General features: G+C 55.5%; 15 protein-coding genes, 1 tRNA gene and 2 pseudogenes. 3 read left to right on the top strand and 15 right to left on the bottom strand.

Annotation, left to right across the window (positions count from 1 at the left end; all coding sequences use genetic code 11):
* Positions 1-59 precede the first annotated feature (59 nt).
* The 7 genes from ACQY4M_RS01615 to ACQY4M_RS01585 form a co-directional block, all read right to left on the bottom strand.
* A tRNA-Pro gene (locus tag ACQY4M_RS01615) sits at positions 60-136 on the bottom strand.
* A gap of 71 nt (positions 137-207) precedes the next feature.
* The gene (locus ACQY4M_RS01610) at positions 208-849 is read right to left on the bottom strand and encodes a MerR family transcriptional regulator (RefSeq protein WP_428539971.1); all 642 of its coding nucleotides are present in this window, start codon (positions 847-849) and stop codon (positions 208-210) included.
* 12 nt (positions 850-861) lie between these two features.
* Positions 862-1,164, bottom strand: coding sequence for an integration host factor subunit alpha (ihfA, locus tag ACQY4M_RS01605; protein WP_118942811.1), 303 nt, complete (start codon positions 1,162-1,164; stop codon positions 862-864).
* 113 nt (positions 1,165-1,277) lie between these two features.
* Positions 1,278-2,252, bottom strand: a complete 975-nt coding sequence (locus ACQY4M_RS01600) for a beta-ketoacyl-ACP synthase III (RefSeq protein ID WP_428539967.1) — start codon at positions 2,250-2,252, stop codon at positions 1,278-1,280.
* Positions 2,253-2,261: 9 nt separating this feature from the next.
* Positions 2,262-3,356, bottom strand: coding sequence for a phosphate acyltransferase PlsX (gene plsX, locus ACQY4M_RS01595; protein WP_428539964.1), 1,095 nt, complete (start codon positions 3,354-3,356; stop codon positions 2,262-2,264).
* Between the two features lie 26 nt (positions 3,357-3,382).
* Complete coding sequence (gene rpmF, locus ACQY4M_RS01590; RefSeq protein WP_428539961.1) at positions 3,383-3,568, bottom strand: 50S ribosomal protein L32; 186 nt, start codon at positions 3,566-3,568, stop codon at positions 3,383-3,385.
* A gap of 177 nt (positions 3,569-3,745) precedes the next feature.
* Positions 3,746-4,333: a YceD family protein gene (locus ACQY4M_RS01585; RefSeq protein WP_428539958.1), complete on the bottom strand. Its 588-nt coding sequence runs from the start codon at positions 4,331-4,333 to the stop codon at positions 3,746-3,748.
* Positions 4,334-4,409: 76 nt separating this feature from the next.
* On the opposite strand from ACQY4M_RS01585, the gene ACQY4M_RS01580 reads away from it, so the two are divergent.
* Positions 4,410-4,886, top strand: coding sequence for an outer membrane protein assembly factor BamE (locus tag ACQY4M_RS01580; protein WP_428539955.1), 477 nt, complete (start codon positions 4,410-4,412; stop codon positions 4,884-4,886).
* Between the two features lie 209 nt (positions 4,887-5,095).
* Positions 5,096-8,017 carry a methyl-accepting chemotaxis protein gene (locus ACQY4M_RS01575; RefSeq protein WP_428539952.1) on the top strand — a complete coding sequence of 974 codons (2,922 nt, stop codon included), beginning with the start codon at positions 5,096-5,098 and terminating at the stop codon, positions 8,015-8,017.
* Positions 8,018-8,029: 12 nt separating this feature from the next.
* Here the strand turns inward: ACQY4M_RS01575 and ACQY4M_RS01570 are convergent, their stop codons facing one another.
* Positions 8,030-9,256, bottom strand: coding sequence for an IS256 family transposase (locus ACQY4M_RS01570; protein WP_428539582.1), 1,227 nt, complete (start codon positions 9,254-9,256; stop codon positions 8,030-8,032).
* Positions 9,257-9,386: 130 nt separating this feature from the next.
* Between ACQY4M_RS01570 and ACQY4M_RS01565 the strand changes: the two are divergent.
* A pseudogene (locus ACQY4M_RS01565) lies at positions 9,387-9,614 on the top strand (chemotaxis protein CheD); the annotation flags it as partial.
* A 67-nt stretch (positions 9,615-9,681) separates the two neighbouring features.
* Here the strand turns inward: ACQY4M_RS01565 and ACQY4M_RS01560 are convergent.
* The 7 genes and pseudogenes from ACQY4M_RS01560 to ACQY4M_RS01530 all read right to left on the bottom strand — a co-directional run bounded on the left by ACQY4M_RS01560 (position 9,682) and on the right by ACQY4M_RS01530 (position 17,630).
* A protein-coding gene (locus ACQY4M_RS01560; RefSeq protein ID WP_428539245.1) for an IS3 family transposase occupies positions 9,682-10,814 on the bottom strand; the annotation gives its coding sequence in 2 pieces (ribosomal slippage) (positions 9,682-10,562 and positions 10,562-10,814; 1,134 coding nt in all).
* 115 nt (positions 10,815-10,929) lie between these two features.
* Positions 10,930-13,209 carry a chemotaxis protein CheA gene (locus tag ACQY4M_RS01555; RefSeq protein WP_428539949.1) on the bottom strand — a complete coding sequence of 760 codons (2,280 nt, stop codon included), beginning with the start codon at positions 13,207-13,209 and terminating at the stop codon, positions 10,930-10,932.
* Positions 13,210-13,218: 9 nt separating this feature from the next.
* A pseudogene (locus ACQY4M_RS01550) lies at positions 13,219-13,583 on the bottom strand (response regulator).
* Entirely contained in the window at positions 13,580-13,858 is a 279-nt protein-coding gene (locus ACQY4M_RS01545) for an STAS domain-containing protein (RefSeq protein ID WP_428539946.1), read from the bottom strand. Before ACQY4M_RS01545 ends, ACQY4M_RS01550 begins: the two are co-directional and overlap by 4 nt.
* A gap of 185 nt (positions 13,859-14,043) precedes the next feature.
* A complete protein-coding gene (locus ACQY4M_RS01540; protein WP_428539943.1) occupies positions 14,044-15,447 on the bottom strand; it encodes a TRAP transporter large permease in 1,404 nt (467 codons plus the stop codon).
* On the bottom strand, positions 15,447-16,091 hold the full coding sequence (locus tag ACQY4M_RS01535) for a TRAP transporter small permease subunit (protein ID WP_428539940.1): 645 nt from the start codon (positions 16,089-16,091) through the stop codon (positions 15,447-15,449). The genes ACQY4M_RS01540 and ACQY4M_RS01535 overlap by 1 nt, the downstream gene beginning before the upstream one ends.
* Positions 16,092-16,403: 312 nt before the next feature.
* On the bottom strand, positions 16,404-17,630 hold the full coding sequence (locus ACQY4M_RS01530) for an IS256 family transposase (RefSeq protein WP_428539582.1): 1,227 nt from the start codon (positions 17,628-17,630) through the stop codon (positions 16,404-16,406).
* Positions 17,631-17,649 lie beyond the last annotated feature (19 nt).

Here is a 17,649-nt window from a genome sequence, read left to right as displayed (position 1 = left end):
TGCCCCCCCTTGATAAATCAAACCGCCCGGCACCACTGGGGTGCGGGCGGTTGTGATGTTGGTCGGGCTAGCAGGACTTGAACCTGCGACCTTCCGTCCCCCAGACGGACGCGCTACCAGACTGCGCCATAGCCCGAACTGGCACCCTACATACTGTTTTTGCAGCCAAGGGCAAGGGTGAAAAAACATAATCGGGACTTAGCTTTGTTATGCAGGGGCTGCCGCATCTTTCATCCGCTCGTGCAGGGCGGACAGGCGGCTGTAAATTGCGCTTAACTGTGCCTGTTTGGCCGAATCTATCTGTTTCCCGTCCACTTTGCGCAGTTTGGCAGCGATGTCGGGCAGCAGATCGGCGGGTTGCTGGCGAGTGGTTGCGCTGCTCTCTGTGGCTGCGAATAGATCATCTGTCACAGGGGCGGGGGATGATGGCGCGGGGCTGGGCTTGGATTCGGGGGGCGGGGGAGCCGCTGGTGGCTTGGCAGCCTGCACAACCTGTTCTACCGGATCATTCTGTGGTTCGGGCTTTTGTTCGGGGACCGGCTTCAGGTCTATCGTTTCCCCCTGATCCTCGGCATCAATCGGGCGTGACAGGGCGGCAATGGCTTTCACCCCGTCTGTGCGCAGCATTTTCTGCACACCCTTGATGGTCATCCCGTCGTCATGCAGCAGCTTTTTGATGCCGCCCAGCAGTAACATATCATTCGGGCGGTAATAGCGTCGGCCACCGGCGCGTTTCACAGGCTTTACCTGTGTGAACCGGCTTTCCCAAAAGCGCAGCACATGGGCCGGCGTGTCCAGCCATTCGGCGACTTCACTGATGGTGCGAAAGGCGTCGGGTGATTTGGCCACGCCTGTGTCCCCTTAGCGCTTGTTGCCTGCCGCGACCCGATCTTTCATCAGATGCGAGGGGCGGAAGGTCAGAACACGGCGTGGGTGGATTGGAACCTCTTGGCCGGTTTTCGGGTTACGGCCGATACGGGCGGCCTTGTCGCGCACACCAAAGGTGCCGAAGGACGAAATCTTGACGGATTCACCACGCACCAATGCGTCGGACATGTGGTTCAATACGCTTTCAACCAGTTGTGCGGATTCGTTGCGGCTCAGGCCGACTTCCCTAAATACGGCTTCGCTCAAATCCATTCGTGTCAAAGTCTTTTCGCTCATTGTCATCCCCCTGTGGCAGACATAGGTCGCTTAATTGCGATTTAGGCAACCATAGCGGTCGGGGAATTTCCGAGTCAATATCAATGGCTTGCAATCAGGCGTTAAACGCGCATTTACCAGCGAATAACCACCGATCCCCATGCCAAACCGCCGCCAATGGCCTCGGTGACCAGCAAATCGCCCTGTTTTATCTGTCCACGGGCCTTGCCTATCGACAAAGCAAGGGGAATCGATGCGGCAGAGGTGTTGCCATGGTCCTGCACCGTCAGAATCACGCGATCCATCGGGATGCCCATCTTTTTGGCGGTGCCGGCAATGATGCGGATATTGGCCTGATGCGGCACGATCCAGTCGACATCGCTGTCTTCCAGCCCTGCTTTGTGCAAGGCGGATTCGGCGGTTTCTGTCAGTTTTTCAACGGCTTGGCGAAACAGCGCATTGCCTTGCATCCGCAAATATCCGGATGTTTGCGTGGTGGAAACCCCGCCGTCGACATAGAGCATGTCCTTATAGCGCCCGTCCGAATTCAGGTCGGTGGCAAGGATGCCGCGATCCTTTGGGGTGCCTTGCCCCTCCTGTGCCTCGAGAACCAGCGCACCGGCACCATCCCCGAACAAAACGCAGGTGGACCGGTCGGTCCAGTCCATGATCCGGCTGAAGGTTTCCGCGCCGATCACCAACACACGCTTGGCCTGGCCAGAAATGATCAGCGCGTTGGCGTTGGACAGGGCAAAAACAAAACCGGCGCAAACAGCCTGCACGTCAAAGGCAAAGCCGCGTGTCATACCCAGACCGGCCTGAACCATGGTGGCAACAGACGGGAAAGTGTGATCAGGGGTCGAAGTGGCCAAAATAACAGCATCCAGATCATCGGCCTTTATCCCTGCATCCTCAAGGGCGGCGCGGGCGGCGGCAATGGCCATTTGCGATGTGGTTTCCCCTTCGGCAGCGAAATGACGCCGTTCAATGCCGGATCGGGTGCGAATCCATTCGTCGGATGTATCCAGCGTTTTTTCAAATTCGCTGTTCGGGACGATACGTTCGGGCAGATAGTGCCCAACACCAATGGCTACGGCGCGAGTTGTCATTCTTATCCCTTATTCACCCTGATCTGTCCGGGCATCTTGTCTGGCGGCGGCACCGGATGCAACCCGTGCGGCCAGTTTGTGATTGAAATCGGATTGCGACAGGGTGATGGCCAGCTGGATTGCCGCTGCGATGCCGGTTTCATCGGCAGAGCCGTGTGATTTGATCACCGTGCCGTTCAGTCCCAGAAACACGCCGCCATTCACACGGCGCGGATCAATCCGGCGTTTCAGGCGTTTTAGCGAGGTTAACGCCAAAAGCGATGCAATGCGGGCAAATGGTGTTGCCTTGAAGGCCTGGCGCAGAAATTCGCTGATCAGGCTGGCAGTGCCTTCGCCGGTTTTCAGCGCAACATTGCCGGTAAACCCGTCGGTGACGATCACATCAACACGATTCGAGGGGATATCGCCCCCTTCGACAAAGCCAACAAAATCGAAATTGGCAGCATCTGCAGCTTCTGCGATCAGCTCATGTGCCACTTTCAGTTCCGCGCGGCCTTTGTGCTCTTCTGTTCCGACGTTCAACAAGCCAACGCGCGGGCGTGACACCCCCAAACCATTTCGGGCATAGGACGCGCCCATCAACGCATATTGCAGCAAATCTTCCTGATCGGCGCGGATATCGGCGCCCACGTCCAGCATGATGTTGAAGCCGCCCTTGTTTCGCGAGGGCCACAAACAGGCGATGGCAGGGCGGTTCACGCTGGGCAGTTTGCGCAGGCGGATCATCGAAACCGCCATCAAGGCACCGGTGTTGCCGCAAGATACACAGACCGAAGCATCGCCCGAGCGCACCGCATCCACAGCGGCCCACATCGAGGTTTTCTTGCCATAGCGCATCACCTGACTGGGCTTGTCGTTCATTGTAACGACTTCTTCGGCGTGGCGAATCTCGCAACGCTTGGCCAGATCGGGATTTTTGGCAAACAGGGATTTCAGAGCGGCTTCGTCACCGCTGACAATAAACCCGATATCCGGGTTTTTGCGCGCAGACAGGGAAATGCCGGCAACAACAGCTGCCGGCCCCAGATCGCCACCCATGGCGTCAACAGATATGATGGTGCGACCTGCACCCTGAGCGTTCGGGGTATTTGTGTCCGATGTCATACTCTGGGTGCCAAAGCCGCGTGCCGCTAGGCTTCGTCCACCATCGCGACAACTTCGCGTTCGTCATAATGGCCACAGTCGGAACAGACGTGGTGGGGACGCTTCAGTTCGCCGCAGTTCGGGCATTCAGCGGGGTTGCCAGCAACCAGCGCATCATGCGAACGACGTTGACCGCGGCGTGACCGCGTAATTTTACTCTTGGGGACAGCCATGTCACAACCTCGGGTTTTGGGGGGCAATGCCCCTGTTATTCATCAGTTCTCGGGTCTCTTACGCGATGTTTGGCGCAGTGTCCAACGCATCTTTACGCGAGGCCGGGAACATACTTGGATTTTAGCGCGGCGCAAGCCTTTTCTTTAGGGGGGGGATATGCGCCGATTCCCCTTTGTTTACTTGTCTTTTTCCAGCTTGTCACGCAGGGAAGCAAGCCCGGCAAAAGGTTTGGTGTCTTCATCACTCATTGGCTGGATTCCTTCGGGGGCATAGTTGCTTTTGGCCAATTCGGCCCCCTCTGCACGCGGATATAGCGGCAAGGCAAGCGATAGAGCCTCGATCATCACTGTTTCCAGATCAATATGGCTGGCCAATGGTTCGCTGTTGTCATCCGGCAAAATCTCGATTTCTTCTTCATCTTCTGCGGGCTGTTCCAACCCGTCGATAAATTCGCGAAGGACCGGCACATCCAGCCGTGTGATCACGGGCTCCAGCGTTACCACGCAGGGCTGAACAACTGTTGCGCCCAATAAACCTTCCAGAGTCCAGTCGGATTCGCCGGTTGCCCGGATATCTCCTGCAAACCGCAATTTACGCAGGTCCAGCAACCCCAGTTGCTCCGCAATCGCCTTGCGGGCCGTTGCGGCCGGGGTCAGTTCGAATGCCGTCGGTTTCCGGGTATCCAGCGTAGAAACCCGCAAACGGTGTTTGTTTTGTGCCTTGTTCGCCATCGGTAGGGCTTTCCATTCTTGAACAGCAGCCAATCCTTCTGTAAGTCGGATATACAATCCGATTACGAGGTGATCGGCATGAAGGCAAGGGCGGAGCACAAAGGCTATTATGTCAATTCTATTTCAAACAATAAAATCCGGCATTATTGCCGTATTGCTCCTTACGCTTGCGGCTTGCTCTGCAACATTTGAAAATCATGGTTATATTCCTCCGCAAGAAGATCTGGACCTGATCACAGTCGGAGTAGATACCCGCGATACAGTTGCCGACAGCATTGGTCGCCCGACATCCTTTGGTGTGTTGCAAGAGGGCGGGTGGTATTACGCCCAAAGCCGCTGGCGCTATTTTGCGTATAAAGCCCCGCAGGTCATTGACCGGCAGGTTGTTGCCATCACCTTTGACAAAGACGGCGTGGTCGAAAATATCGAACGATTCACACTCGAGGATGGCCGAGTCATCGCCTTGTCGCGCCGTGTGACAGAAAGCAATGTCAAGGGAATCGGCTTCTTGCGGCAACTGCTGGGCAACATTGGCAACCTGACACCGGGTCGCCTTATCGGCGGCGGGACTGATCCCCGGTTCTAATAACATGGTTCAATCAATAGGTTACCGACATCACTTTATGTTGGCGGCTCTTCTCCGTTGGAATTAACCGTGAAATCCTAAAAGCGGATACTGTTTAAAGAATCTTCACTCCTGCGTTCGATAGTGCGTGGAATGGTTGTGGATACGGCTGTTTGGTTGTTGATGGCCAAATCGCCTGTTCCACCCGCCTTTTTGTGGAGATCTGAGATATGTCGCTGTGGAATAACCTGAAGCTATCGGTGAAATTGCCTTTGATAATGTTGGCCCTTAGTACCATTGCCCTGCTCGGGATGGGCGTTCTGGCCTATTTCAGCGCGAAAGAATCGCTGGATCAAACCGCAAGATCTCGCTTGCAAATGGTTCTGGATACGCGGGCTTCGGATATTGAAAAATGGTATGAGGGCATATCCAATGACGTGGTGACCCATTCCAGCAGCCCGGCCACCCGCCGCGCAATCACCGATTTCATCGGCGCATGGACAGCGCTGCCGGGGGACAAGGGCACCTTTTTGCAACAGCATTATGCATCGCAGGATGAAAGCGCCGAATCTACAGGTCAGGCGATTGATTTCGCGGGTGTTCAGACAGACTATTCCCGCAAACACCGTCGGCATCATCCGTATTTTGAGGCAATATTAAAACGCGACGGGTTTTCCGATATATATATTGTCGATCCGGAAGGGAATGTTCTTTACTCGGTTTTGAAAAATCCGGATTATGCCACCAACATCCTGAATGGTCCCTGGAAAAGCACGGGATTGGGCAATGCGTTCCGCGCAGCCCTGCCTTTGGGGGTGGACAAAACAGCTTTTGTGGATCTTGCACCTTATGAACCCGGCAACGGAAAATACTCGGGCTTTGTCTCTGCTCCTATTCTATCTGTAAACGGGGCTTTGATGGGGGTCTATATTGTGCAGATCACCACAGATTCAATCAGTTCGGCGTTTCGTTCGAATGACGGGTTGGGGAAAACCGGCGTAACAATGACAGTCGGGGCGGATTATCACCCGCGGATCAGCTCTCTTGCCGGTGATGGTGAAGGGTTGATGCGGGTCAAGGTTGATCCGGCTCTAGTGGACCGTGCGTTGGAGGGTGAATCCGGTTTGGCACAGAGTGTTGGAATAGATGGCGATCCCGTTCTGGCGGCCTATTCTCCACTTCATATTGGTAACCTAACATGGGCATTAATTGCCGAACAAGACACTGATGAGCTGTTTTCACCGGTTGTTGATGTGCGCAACCGGATGTTTGTGCAGGGCGGGATACTGGCTGCCATTTCAGCCCTTATTTCGATATTTCTGGCACGAAATATTTCCCGACCACTGACCGGTGTGGGCGGGGCCATGCAGCGGGTTGCACGCGAAGAATATGATGTGGATATTCCGGCAACAAACCGCGGGGACGAAATTGGGCACATCGCGGCGATTCTTGATGATTTCCGCAAGGCATTGCGGCAAGCAAAAGAAAAAACCAGGGAAACCCTGTTCAAAGGGACGGCCTTTGAGGGAACGTCGGCGGGATTGATGATTGTTGATCAGGATTTCACCATACGGTTTGTTAATTCTTCGGTCATGGGCCTGTTCCAAAAATACGAGTCGCAATTCCAGAAGGTGAATGATGCTTTCTCGGCGGAGGATGTCATCGGCTATAATATGGATATTTTCCATAACATGCCGGGCCGGATCCGCGAACTTCTTAGTGATCCGGAAAACCTGCCTTTCCACGCGGAGATCCCTGTTGGAAACGCACGGTTCTCGCTGGATATCAACGCGGTTACAGATTCTGAATGGGTGCAGCTTGGATGCGTAGTTGAATGGAATGATGTCACAACCACCCGCATGAACGAGGCCGTTCTGAATGCAATCGAGGAAAATCAGGCCAAAGCAGAATTTGCACCGGACGACGCCTTGCTGGTTGCGAATGAAAATTTTCTTAATCTTACCGGCGGGCCGGAAAATGATCAGTTTGAAAAAGCTGTTCATGATCTGGTAAAATTTGATCCCGACATGGCCGAGAAATATGGTGACGTTTGGGGTAGGCTCGCGGCAGGTAAAACGATTGTCGGCAAGTTTATTATGAATGCAGGTGGTGGTACCGAGGGAACTCTGGAAGGTGCATTCACTCCGGTGTTGGGCAAATCTGGCGATGTGATCCGCGTCCTTCTCGTGGGGAATGATGTCACGCAGGCCCAGTTGCAGATGGAAGAAGCCGAAGCCATTCGCATCGAACTGGAGCAAGCGCAGTCGGAAGTCGTAGAGGCTTTGAGTATTGGAATGCGCCAGCTTTCCGAGGGGGACCTTACAGCCGAAATTACCAAGAAATTCAAACCGGATTATGAAACCTTGCGTGCAGATTTTAATAGTGCGGTGGCAACATTGCGTAAAGCGATGCTGCGCGTCATCGACAATGCCGGTTCAATCCGTGGCGAGGCTACGGAAATCAGCAATGCGGCAGATGATTTGTCCCGCCGTACCGAACGGCAGGCAGCAACACTTGAAGAAACAGCCGCTGCGTTGGATGAATTAACCGCAAGTGTGCGCTCCGCCGCCGAAGGGGCAGGCCTGGCAAACCAGGTTGTTTCCGACGCCAAATCCAGTGCCCAAGCAAGTGGAGTTGTGGTTCAGGAAGCTGTCGATGCGATGGAAGAGATCCAGACATCATCAAGCAAGATTTCACGCATTATCAATGTGATTGACGATATCGCGTTCCAGACAAATCTGCTTGCGTTGAACGCGGGGGTAGAGGCCGCCCGCGCTGGTGAAGCCGGCCGTGGTTTTGCCGTTGTGGCATCAGAAGTAAGGGCCCTTGCCCAGAGAACATCAGATGCGGCGCGTGAAATAAATGATCTTATCTCCACAAGCAGCCAGCATGTTGGCCGCGGGGTTGATCTTGTCGGGCAAGCAGGTTCTGCATTGCAGCAGATTGTTGAATCTGTTTCGAATATTGCAGTACATGTTTCGGAAATTGCTGTGTCTGCAAATGAGCAATCATCAGGACTGGCCGAAATAAACACGGCAGTAAACCAGCTGGATCAGGTAACGCAACAGAATGCTGCAATGTTTGAGGAAACAACCGTTGGTTGTGTCTCGAAAGTGGTGGAAATTGATTTCAGGCACCTCCGAGCGGGTTGAGTTATGCGCCGGTCAGGCGGCTTGGTCAAGGGTTGCGTCGGCGACGGGCTGAGCGAGCGTTTCCCAGCCATCGACCTTTCGCATGACGATCTGCCCCGAGGCCATCAGAGCCCAAAGCAGCATCGGCACGGTCTCGGCGCATGGCAGCACGGTCTGGGTCTTGATGCGGCGGCGGAATTCCTCGTTCAGGCGTTCGATCGCATTTGTCGTTCTGGCCGATTTCCACTGGCCTTGTGGCAGACGCGTGAAGGTGAAAAGCTTATCTCCTGCTTCTTCCAAGCTGTCAGCGACGGCCTTGCATTTCAGCCGCCATTTTCGCAGAAATGCCTTGCGGCGGGTGGCGATTTCCTCGGGTGTTTTGGCGTAGATCATGTCGCGGTAATCTTCTGTCAACTCATCATGCATACGCTTGGGTGCCTTGGCCAGAAGGTTGCGGTGCTTGTGCACCGTGCACCTCTGGATCGGCAGATCTTCACCCCAGAGGGCAATGAGAGCGACCTCAAGTCCCGGTGCCCCGTCCACGATGACAAATTCGGGCCGTTTCAACCCGCGCGCATCCAGATCGTTGATGAACTGACGCCAGGCGGAGGTGCTTTCGCCGCCCATGTTCATCAGTGATAACAAGACCTTCTGCCCATCCCGGCGCACGCCAATCGCGGCCAGAACCGAGATATTGGTGGCCTTCCTGTCAATCCGCGTTTTGATCACGGTGCCGTCCAGGATCAGCCGCACGATGTCTTCATCCGCAAGGCTGCGGGCGCACCACGCCTGCCAGTCCACCTTCACCTTGCGCCAGGCGCGGCTCACCACATCCTTGCTGACCGCCCCCTGAAACAGGCCGAACAGGGCGCGTTTTACCCGCCGTGTGTTGGTGCCCGAAAGGTAGACAGCAGCGATCAGCGCCTCGGCCTTCTTCGTCAGCCGCTGGTAGCGGGGCAATGCCTTCGAGCGCCATTCTCTGGCCTTGCCGGCCTCGCCTGTGATCCGCGCACGCGGCACGCGCACCGTTTCGGTTCCAAATGTTCCGACCAGTTGCCGCTCGCGATGCCCGTGGCGGTATCCGGCCTTTGCCCCGCCGCTGCGGCCATACCGGCAACGGCCCAGAAACTGCTCCAGCTCCTCTTCGAAAACCGCCTCGATCGTCGCGCGGATGTTCTGGCGCAGCCGGTCTTCAATCGGGTCATAGCCTGCTTCATTGGCCAGTAGCGCGGATGTCGATGTTGCTGTATTCTTTGTCATGGCGTGATCTCCTTGGCGGTTCCAGCCGCCGGTTGGGTGGCTTCGATGCACCCGGAGATTACGCCGTCCTCGAATTTCCACCAAACTCGCGACACTACCTATCATCCAAGGGGAATATGCAACATCTGCTATGAATGGAGAAATGATAACAACTATTCTTGGCTCCTGTGTTTCAGCGTGTATGTGGGTTCCTGTTGCCTGTGTTGGGGGCATGAACCACATTCTGCTCCCGGGCCGTGTCTGGGAAGAGGAAAGTGTTAGGGGGAAAAGCATTAATGAAATGGAACTACTGATTAACGCAATCCTAAAAATCGGCGGAGAAAAATCGCGACTTCGTGCAAAGCTTTTTGGTGGCGCAAAAATGAAGAGGTGGTCCCACTTTTTTGACCAGTCAGCAGCCAGTTTAAGATGGATCAGGGTTTCATTTAGGCTGCCAAACTCATTGGTTTTGTTTTTCTGTCATAGGCTTCATCCGGGGTCAATATTCCGTGGGTGGAATGCGGGCGCTCGGTGTTGTAGTAAGCCAACCATTTCCCGATCCCGGCGCGGGTCTGCGAACCCGTTTCAAATGCGTTGAGGTAAATGCATTCGTATTTCAAGGATCGCCAAAGCCGCTCGATCATCCGGTTATCGACCCAGCGACCTTTGCCATCCATCGAGATTTTCACGTCGGCTTCTTTCAGCGCCTGCGTCCATTCAAACCCGGTGAACTGGCTGCCCTGGTCGCTGTTCATGATATCGGGCTTGCCGTATTTGGCCATAGCCTCTTTCAGGGCTTCAACGCAAAAATCTGCCTCCATGCTGTTTGACAATCTCCAGCTCAAAACCTTGCGGCTGTGCCAGTCCATGATCGCGACCAAATAGAGGAACCCGCGCTGCATCGGAATGTAGGTGATATCTACGCACCACACATGGTTTGGACGATCAATCGTCAGGTCTCGCAGCAGATACGGGTAGATCTTATGCTGCGGATGTTTCTTGCTCGTGTTGGGCGTCTGGTAGATCGGAACCAACCGCATCAGCCGCATCAAACGGCGGACCCTGTGGCGACCACACTTGTAACCTTGGCGCTGCATGTGCCGGGCCATTTGCCGTGATCCATACCACGGCGTCTGCAAGAATTGCTTGTCGATTATTGTCATGAACCGCAAATTTTCAGCACTTTCGCCTTTTGGCTGGTAATACAGGTTCGAGCGCGCCAGAGAAAGTAGCCCGCATTGTCGTCGCACACTCAGATCATGCTCACGGCTCACCATTTTTTGCCTCGCTTCCCGAGCAACTGTTGCGAGGCGTTGGCTAAAAAATCCCGTTCCACGACCAGCTGACCAATCTTGGAGTGCAGCTTCTCAATCTGGGCTTCATCAACCCGATCAGGATCACGGCCCCGTCTGGAAAATGCCGTGGCCATGTTTTCAATCGCTGCTCGTTTCCATGTGCCAATCTGGGTTGGATGCACACCATACTTCTTCGACAGCTCCGCCATCGTCATTTCCTCGCGGATTGCTTCAAGCGCAACGCGGGCTTTGAATTCGGGAGAATGGTTCTTTCGTTTCGTCATTTTGAATCGTCTTTCTCATAAGTCGATCCACCTTAACAACTGGTCCGAATTTCCGCGACCACCTCTGAGTTCAATTTCTGTGGAGTCAATTTGATTTTGTGTCTCTGACATCTGTCTATCCAGCGAGTTGAAGGTTGGATTGAATGGGCTGTGTTCGCCCATCGGCATTGGCAACAACGTCAACCGGATCCAGGATTAAGGCGATTTTCCCGTCCCCCAAGATCGTTGCAGCCGCAACACCCGGCACTTGACCAAATGTGTCTTGAAGACCTTTGATTACGACCTGCCGCTGATCCTGAATTGAATCAACTATCAAGGCTGCATGATCCCCGTCCTCCTGGGCAATCAGCAGAGCAATCGATCCGACGTAACTATCCAGTGGTGCCCTGAAGCCGAGTTCGAAACCCAGATCAAGCAGAGGGACGAAACTGTCACGAACTTTAATGACATTGGTCTGAGGGCCCAATGCACGAATATCGGGCCCCATCAAAGTCAGGGTTTCGGTGATTGTGCTTAACGGCACAACGAGAGTTTGGTTTGCTACATTGATCACCATCCCGTCCAGCACTGCAAGGGTCAGAGGCAGGCTGATTGTGAAAATGGTACCCGAGCCCGGATTGGATTGAATCGTTACGCGCCCGCCAAGTGACAAGATGGCACTTTTGACAACATCCATACCGACACCACGCCCGGATAAATCCGACACTTCACTAGCGGTGGAAAACCCAGGCATAAACAACAGATTATCGATTTCGCTATCTGTGAGTTCCGCATTTTGCGGGACCAGCCCTTTTTCCATGGCGATTTGCAGGACGCGTTCCCGATTGATTCCGGCACCGTCATCTACGACCTCAACGATAACGCGACCGGAGCGATGGCCGGCAGAAAGGGTTACAATGCCTTCTTCCGGTTTCCCTGCGGCCAGGCGGTCTTGTGGTGATTCAATGCCGTGATCTACCGCATTTCGGATCATATGGGTTAACGGATCGGCCAGACGTTCGATCACGGTTTTATCAATTTCAGTGGCGTCGCCCTCGGTTTTCAGGCGCACGGATTTTCCGACCATCGAGGATGCTTCGCGCACAATCCGGCTCATCCGCTGGAAAAGGGATTTCACCGGTTGGGCGCGGATCATCATCACACTGTCCTGAATATCGCGGGTCAGTTGCATGAATTCATCCAGACCTTCGGATACGGCCGAGTTGGTCTGCAGGCCTGCTTCTGTCACACTTTGCGAAATCATTGCCTGATTGATAACCAATTCGCCAACAAGGTTCACCAACCGGTCGATCCGTTCCAGATCAACGCGCACAGTGTGGCGGGGTTTGTTCGATTTGGAAGTAGATGGTGCCGATTTTTTTGCGGGGGCAGAGGGCGCCACAGGGGAGGAAGCCGTTTTGGGATCCGATACGTCGCCTGACTTGGGAGCGGCCGTGGCTTCGGGGGATGAGTCCGAATTCTGTGGTGGCTTAACCGAGGTATCAGGTGTTGTGTCATTTATTGTTAATGGTGAGGTGGGGGTATCGGTTGGTGGCGACCCAGGGCCAGGTTTTCCCGGGCCGGTGATGCTCAGCGTGCAAAGATCCGCAACAAAGTCGAATACGTCACGCACGGCGTCTTCGTCTTCGTCGGTGGTTAGGTGGATTGTCCAGGACAGGTATGATTTTTCTTCATCCAGACCCGAAAGCGACGGGAGCGCAGTGGTATCGCAAGTGACATCAAGATCACCCATTTCACGCAGCAAACGCAATAGATGCAGCGGCTCATTGCCAGACGCATAGAGCGAGCTGTCGGGTAGGAAATGGATGGTATAGCCGTCTTCAAAGACAGCCGTGGAAGCGGGTGGCGGTGTGGTGCCAAAATCAGGCAAATCAGGCAAATCAGGTAAATCGGGCAGGGCAGGGGCACCATTGCCCCCTATATCCAGACCCAGATCCAGTGAAAGACCCATTGGCTGAAAGTCACTGACATCTTCTTCGGTCTCGTTTTTCTGTGCGTCTGCGCCCAGCATGGACGTCAGGCTGCTCATTACCCCCTGAATGCGGCTCTCGTCTGCAACATCGTCATCACGGGCTGCGCGAACCAGATCGCCCAATATGTCACCGGACTGGAAAAAGACAGAAATCGCGTTGCGATCAGCCTCGATTGTGCCTGAACGCACACCATCCAGTACCGATTCAAACTGATGGGCAAAGCGCACAAGCTCTTCCAGCCCGAAGGCCCCGGCGCCCCCCTTGATCGAATGCACGGCGCGAAATACGACGTTGATGGTTTCATCATCCGCTTCGCCATCATCCATGATTTGCAGGCCATCCTGCAAGGCTTCGAGCAGTTCTTCGCATTCGACAAAAAACGACGCCCGGATTTCGGCCATTGGGTCATCTTCATCCATCATGGCAGCGTCCTATCCTGTTACCATTTGCAGGGCGCGGACCAGTTTTTTCGGCTCGAACGGTTTGACGATCCAGCCCGTTGCGCCGGCAGTGCGCGCCCGTTGTTTCAACTCGGCCGCGCTTTCGGTGGTCAGCACGGAACGGCGCGGAATTTTTCGATTTTGCGCACCGCTTCGATAAAGCCGAAACCGTCCATTCGCGGCATATTGATGTCGGTGATAATCGCGTCCGGTGGTGGCGACATTTCTTCTAGCACCTCGATCCCGTGCACGCCGTCATCGGCCAGATGCGGGGTGAAACCCGCCTGATTCAGCGTCAGGTTCAGCATGTCGCGGATTGTGCGGCTGTCATCGACAGCAAGGATTTGCAGGCTCATGTCGGGGATACTCCGGTTAATGTATCGGGGGAAAATCCGTGCAGGGCGAGTTGGGATTCGCAAATGTCGCTGGGTGAGGTGATGCGAAATACTTTACCTGCCTGCTTCCAGTCATTGGCGGCCGCGATCAGCACTTGCAGGCACAGGGTGCCCATATGAACAACCTGGCTGGCGTTGATTTCCAGATTCTGGCCCGCATAGCCCAGAATGGTGGTTTTCAGCGGGGTGACCGCACTAAAATCGAGCCGCTCCTGTAACGTAATAACCGCTGTCATCGGCCGCATCCTGTTCCTTTGGTATTCAACATCAACACCAGGGAATCCCCTCTTTGTTATTCGATGGAATGATTTAGCGTTCGGGGGGTTAAGATAGGCTTACGGTTTGCGGAATTTTTTAAGTTTGCCCCAGAAAATGAAAAAGGCCCCGCATTTGCAGGGCCTTTGATGTGCATTTATCGGTGCTAAGAGGCCAGACCTGGCAACCAAAGCACGATTGACGGGAAGCTGAGGAACGTGGCAATGGCCACCGCATCCGCAATAAAGAACGGGGTTACGCCGATGAACACGTCCTGCACGCTTAGATCATCGCGCACCCCCGCCACCACAAAGCAGTTCAACCCGATCGGCGGGGTGATCAGGCAGAATTCGGCCATTTTCACCACCAGAATACCGAACCAGATGGCGCACATTGGACCGCTCATGCCAAAGGCACTGTCGGCTGCGGAAACCATATCACCGCCGTTCAGGGCCATGACGGCGGGGTAAACCACCGGCAGGGTCAGCAGCAGCATGCCGATGGCATCCATGAACATGCCCAACACAGCATAGGCCAGCAGGATATAGATCAGGGTCAGCATTGGTGACTGGTCCAGCCCCGCGATCCATTGGGCAAATGCGTCAGGCAAATGGGCAAAGCCCAGGAAGCGCACATAGATCAGCACGCCCCAGATGATGGTGAATATCATCACCGCCAGCTTGGCACTTTCCAACAGGGAATCCCTTAGCTGGCCCCAGCGCATCCCTTTGAAAATGGCCATCAGGAAGATTACAAAAGCCCCCAATGCGCCGCCTTCGGTCGGGGTGCCCCAGGCATCGCCGCCAAAGGGGTTATAGATGAACAGGATGATGATCAGAACCACAAAGGCAATCGGGGCCGCGGCAGGCAGGGATTTGAACCGCTCGCCCCATGTAAACCCCCGGACTGGCGGGCCGAAATTCGGGATCAGCAGGGCGAGGATGACGATTAGCACGCCATAGGTCAGGGCCGATACCGCGCCGGGGATAAATCCGGCCAGCAACAGTTTGCCCACGTCCTGCTCAACGATAATCGCATAGATCACCAGAATGGCCGAGGGCGGGATCATCGAAGCCAGCGTGCCGCCTGCAGCCACCACACCGGCTGCAAACCGTTTGTCATAGCCGACCTGAAGCATTTCGGGGATGGCGATGCGGGCGAATACGGCAGCGGTGGCCACTGACGCCCCCGACACAGCGGCAAAGCCTGCCGTTGCAAAGATGGTTGCCACAGCCATACCGCCGGGCAGCCAGCCGACCCAGCGTTTGGCGGCCTCGAACAGCGCCTTGGTCAGGCCGGCGTAATAAGCAAGGTATCCGATCAGGATAAAGGTGGGGATCAGTGATAACGCCTGATGTGAAATCTTGGAATGGGGCACCTGACCTGCGATTTTCACCGAAACCGTCAGCGCCTTGATAAATTTGTCCGGCTCATAGCCGAATTTGGCCCAGAAAATCCAGACCAGTCCGGTAAGGCCCGCCATACCGGCAGCAAAGGCCACCCGCATCCCCAGCACCACCAGCAGGAACATACCGCCGGTCACGGCAATGCCAATATCAATCGGTTCCATTACGCGGTATCCTCGTCGTTTGTGTCCAGCATCAGTTCAGCCTCTTCTGCGGCCTGTGCCGCGGCACTCATCACCAAGGGCACCGCCACGGGTTCGCTTAGCCCCAGAACCACAGCGCGGCCATAGCCCCAAAGCTGCACCACCAACCGCATCGCCAGCACAGTAAAGGCGACAGGCACGATCAGTTTTGCGGGCCACAGCGGGATGGATATGTCGATGGAGGAATCGCGGCTCCAGTAGGGCGCGTTGAAATCGAACGAGCGCAGGAAATGCGAATAGGATCCCCAGATCAGCAACAGGACCAGCACCAGCATGGCCAGCGTGGTGATAAACTCGGCCCCCCACAGGGCGCGGCCCCGCAGTTTGCCGACCAGAATGTCCATGCGGATATGCCCGCCATCGCGCTGGGTGTAAGCCACCCCCATAAAGGCAATCAGCGGCATCACCTGTTCGATCCAGTCGACATAGCCGGGCAGCGGCATGTTCATCGTATTACGCCCGCCGACCGATACCACAGCCAGGACCATCAGCGAGAAAATTGCCAGACCGCTGATAAGCGCCATCAGACTTTCGAGTTTGAATAACTGCCTGTCCAGACGGCTGAGAAACGAGCCATCTTCCAGCACTGCGGAACTCCCCGCCATGTGCATCCTCCCCCTGATTTATCGTTGCAGTGATATAGGCAGAAAGCAGGGGGGAGTGGCAAGGGTGGTTTTAAGGATTTTATTTGCTGACCGGCGAAGGCAGGGCATGGACACGCCACGGCTGCAATTATCTGTAGGGCGGGTTTCAACCCGCCATTGGGGCAAGGATAAGGTTGTGAGTTAATAACCCACCCTACGGGTTACTCTAGGCCAGTATTGCCAGGTCGTATGAATTGGTTAAAAAATGGTTGTGTCTCGAAAGTGGTGGAAATTGATTTCAGGCACCTCCGAGCGGGTTGAGTTATGCGCCGGTCAGGCGGCTTGGTCAAGGGTTGCGTCGGCGACGGGCTGAGCGAGCGTTTCCCAGCCATCGACCTTTCGCATGACGATCTGCCCCGAGGCCATCAGAGCCCAAAGCAGCATCGGCACGGTCTCGGCGCATGGCAGCACGGTCTGGGTCTTGATGCGGCGGCGGAATTCCTCGTTCAGGCGTTCGATCGCATTTGTCGTTCTGGCCGATTTCCACTGGCCTTGTGGCAGACGCGTGAAGGTGAAAAGCTTATCTCCTGCTTCTTCCAAGCTGTCAGCGACGGCCTTGCATTTCAGCCGCCATTTTCGCAGAAATGCCTTGCGGCGGGTGGCGATTTCCTCGGGTGTTTTGGCGTAGATCATGTCGCGGTAATCTTCTGTCAACTCATCATGCATACGCTTGGGTGCCTTGGCCAGAAGGTTGCGGTGCTTGTGCACCGTGCACCTCTGGATCGGCAGATCTTCACCCCAGAGGGCAATGAGAGCGACCTCAAGTCCCGGTGCCCCGTCCACGATGACAAATTCGGGCCGTTTCAACCCGCGCGCATCCAGATCGTTGATGAACTGACGCCAGGCGGAGGTGCTTTCGCCGCCCATGTTCATCAGTGATAACAAGACCTTCTGCCCATCCCGGCGCACGCCAATCGCGGCCAGAACCGAGATATTGGTGGCCTTCCTGTCAATCCGCGTTTTGATCACGGTGCCGTCCAGGATCAGCCGCACGATGTCTTCATCCGCAAGGCTGCGGGCGCACCACGCCTGCCAGTCCACCTTCACCTTGCGCCAGGCGCGGCTCACCACATCCTTGCTGACCGCCCCCTGAAACAGGCCGAACAGGGCGCGTTTTACCCGCCGTGTGTTGGTGCCCGAAAGGTAGACAGCAGCGATCAGCGCCTCGGCCTTCTTCGTCAGCCGCTGGTAGCGGGGCAATGCCTTCGAGCGCCATTCTCTGGCCTTGCCGGCCTCGCCTGTGATCCGCGCACGCGGCACGCGCACCGTTTCGGTTCCAAATGTTCCGACCAGTTGCCGCTCGCGATGCCCGTGGCGGTATCCGGCCTTTGCCCCGCCGCTGCGGCCATACCGGCAACGGCCCAGAAACTGCTCCAGCTCCTCTTCGAAAACCGCCTCGATCGTCGCGCGGATGTTCTGGCGCAGCCGGTCTTCAATCGGGTCATAGCCTGCTTCATTGGCCAGTAGCGCGGATGTCGATGTTGCTGTATTCTTTGTCATGGCGTGATCTCCTTGGCGG

This window comes from Profundibacter sp. (genome assembly GCF_965277155.1).
Taxonomy (GTDB): Bacteria; Pseudomonadota; Alphaproteobacteria; order Rhodobacterales; family Rhodobacteraceae; genus Profundibacter.
The sequence above is the reverse complement of the archived record's forward strand: the minus strand, read 5'-3'. Positions and strand labels throughout refer to the sequence as shown.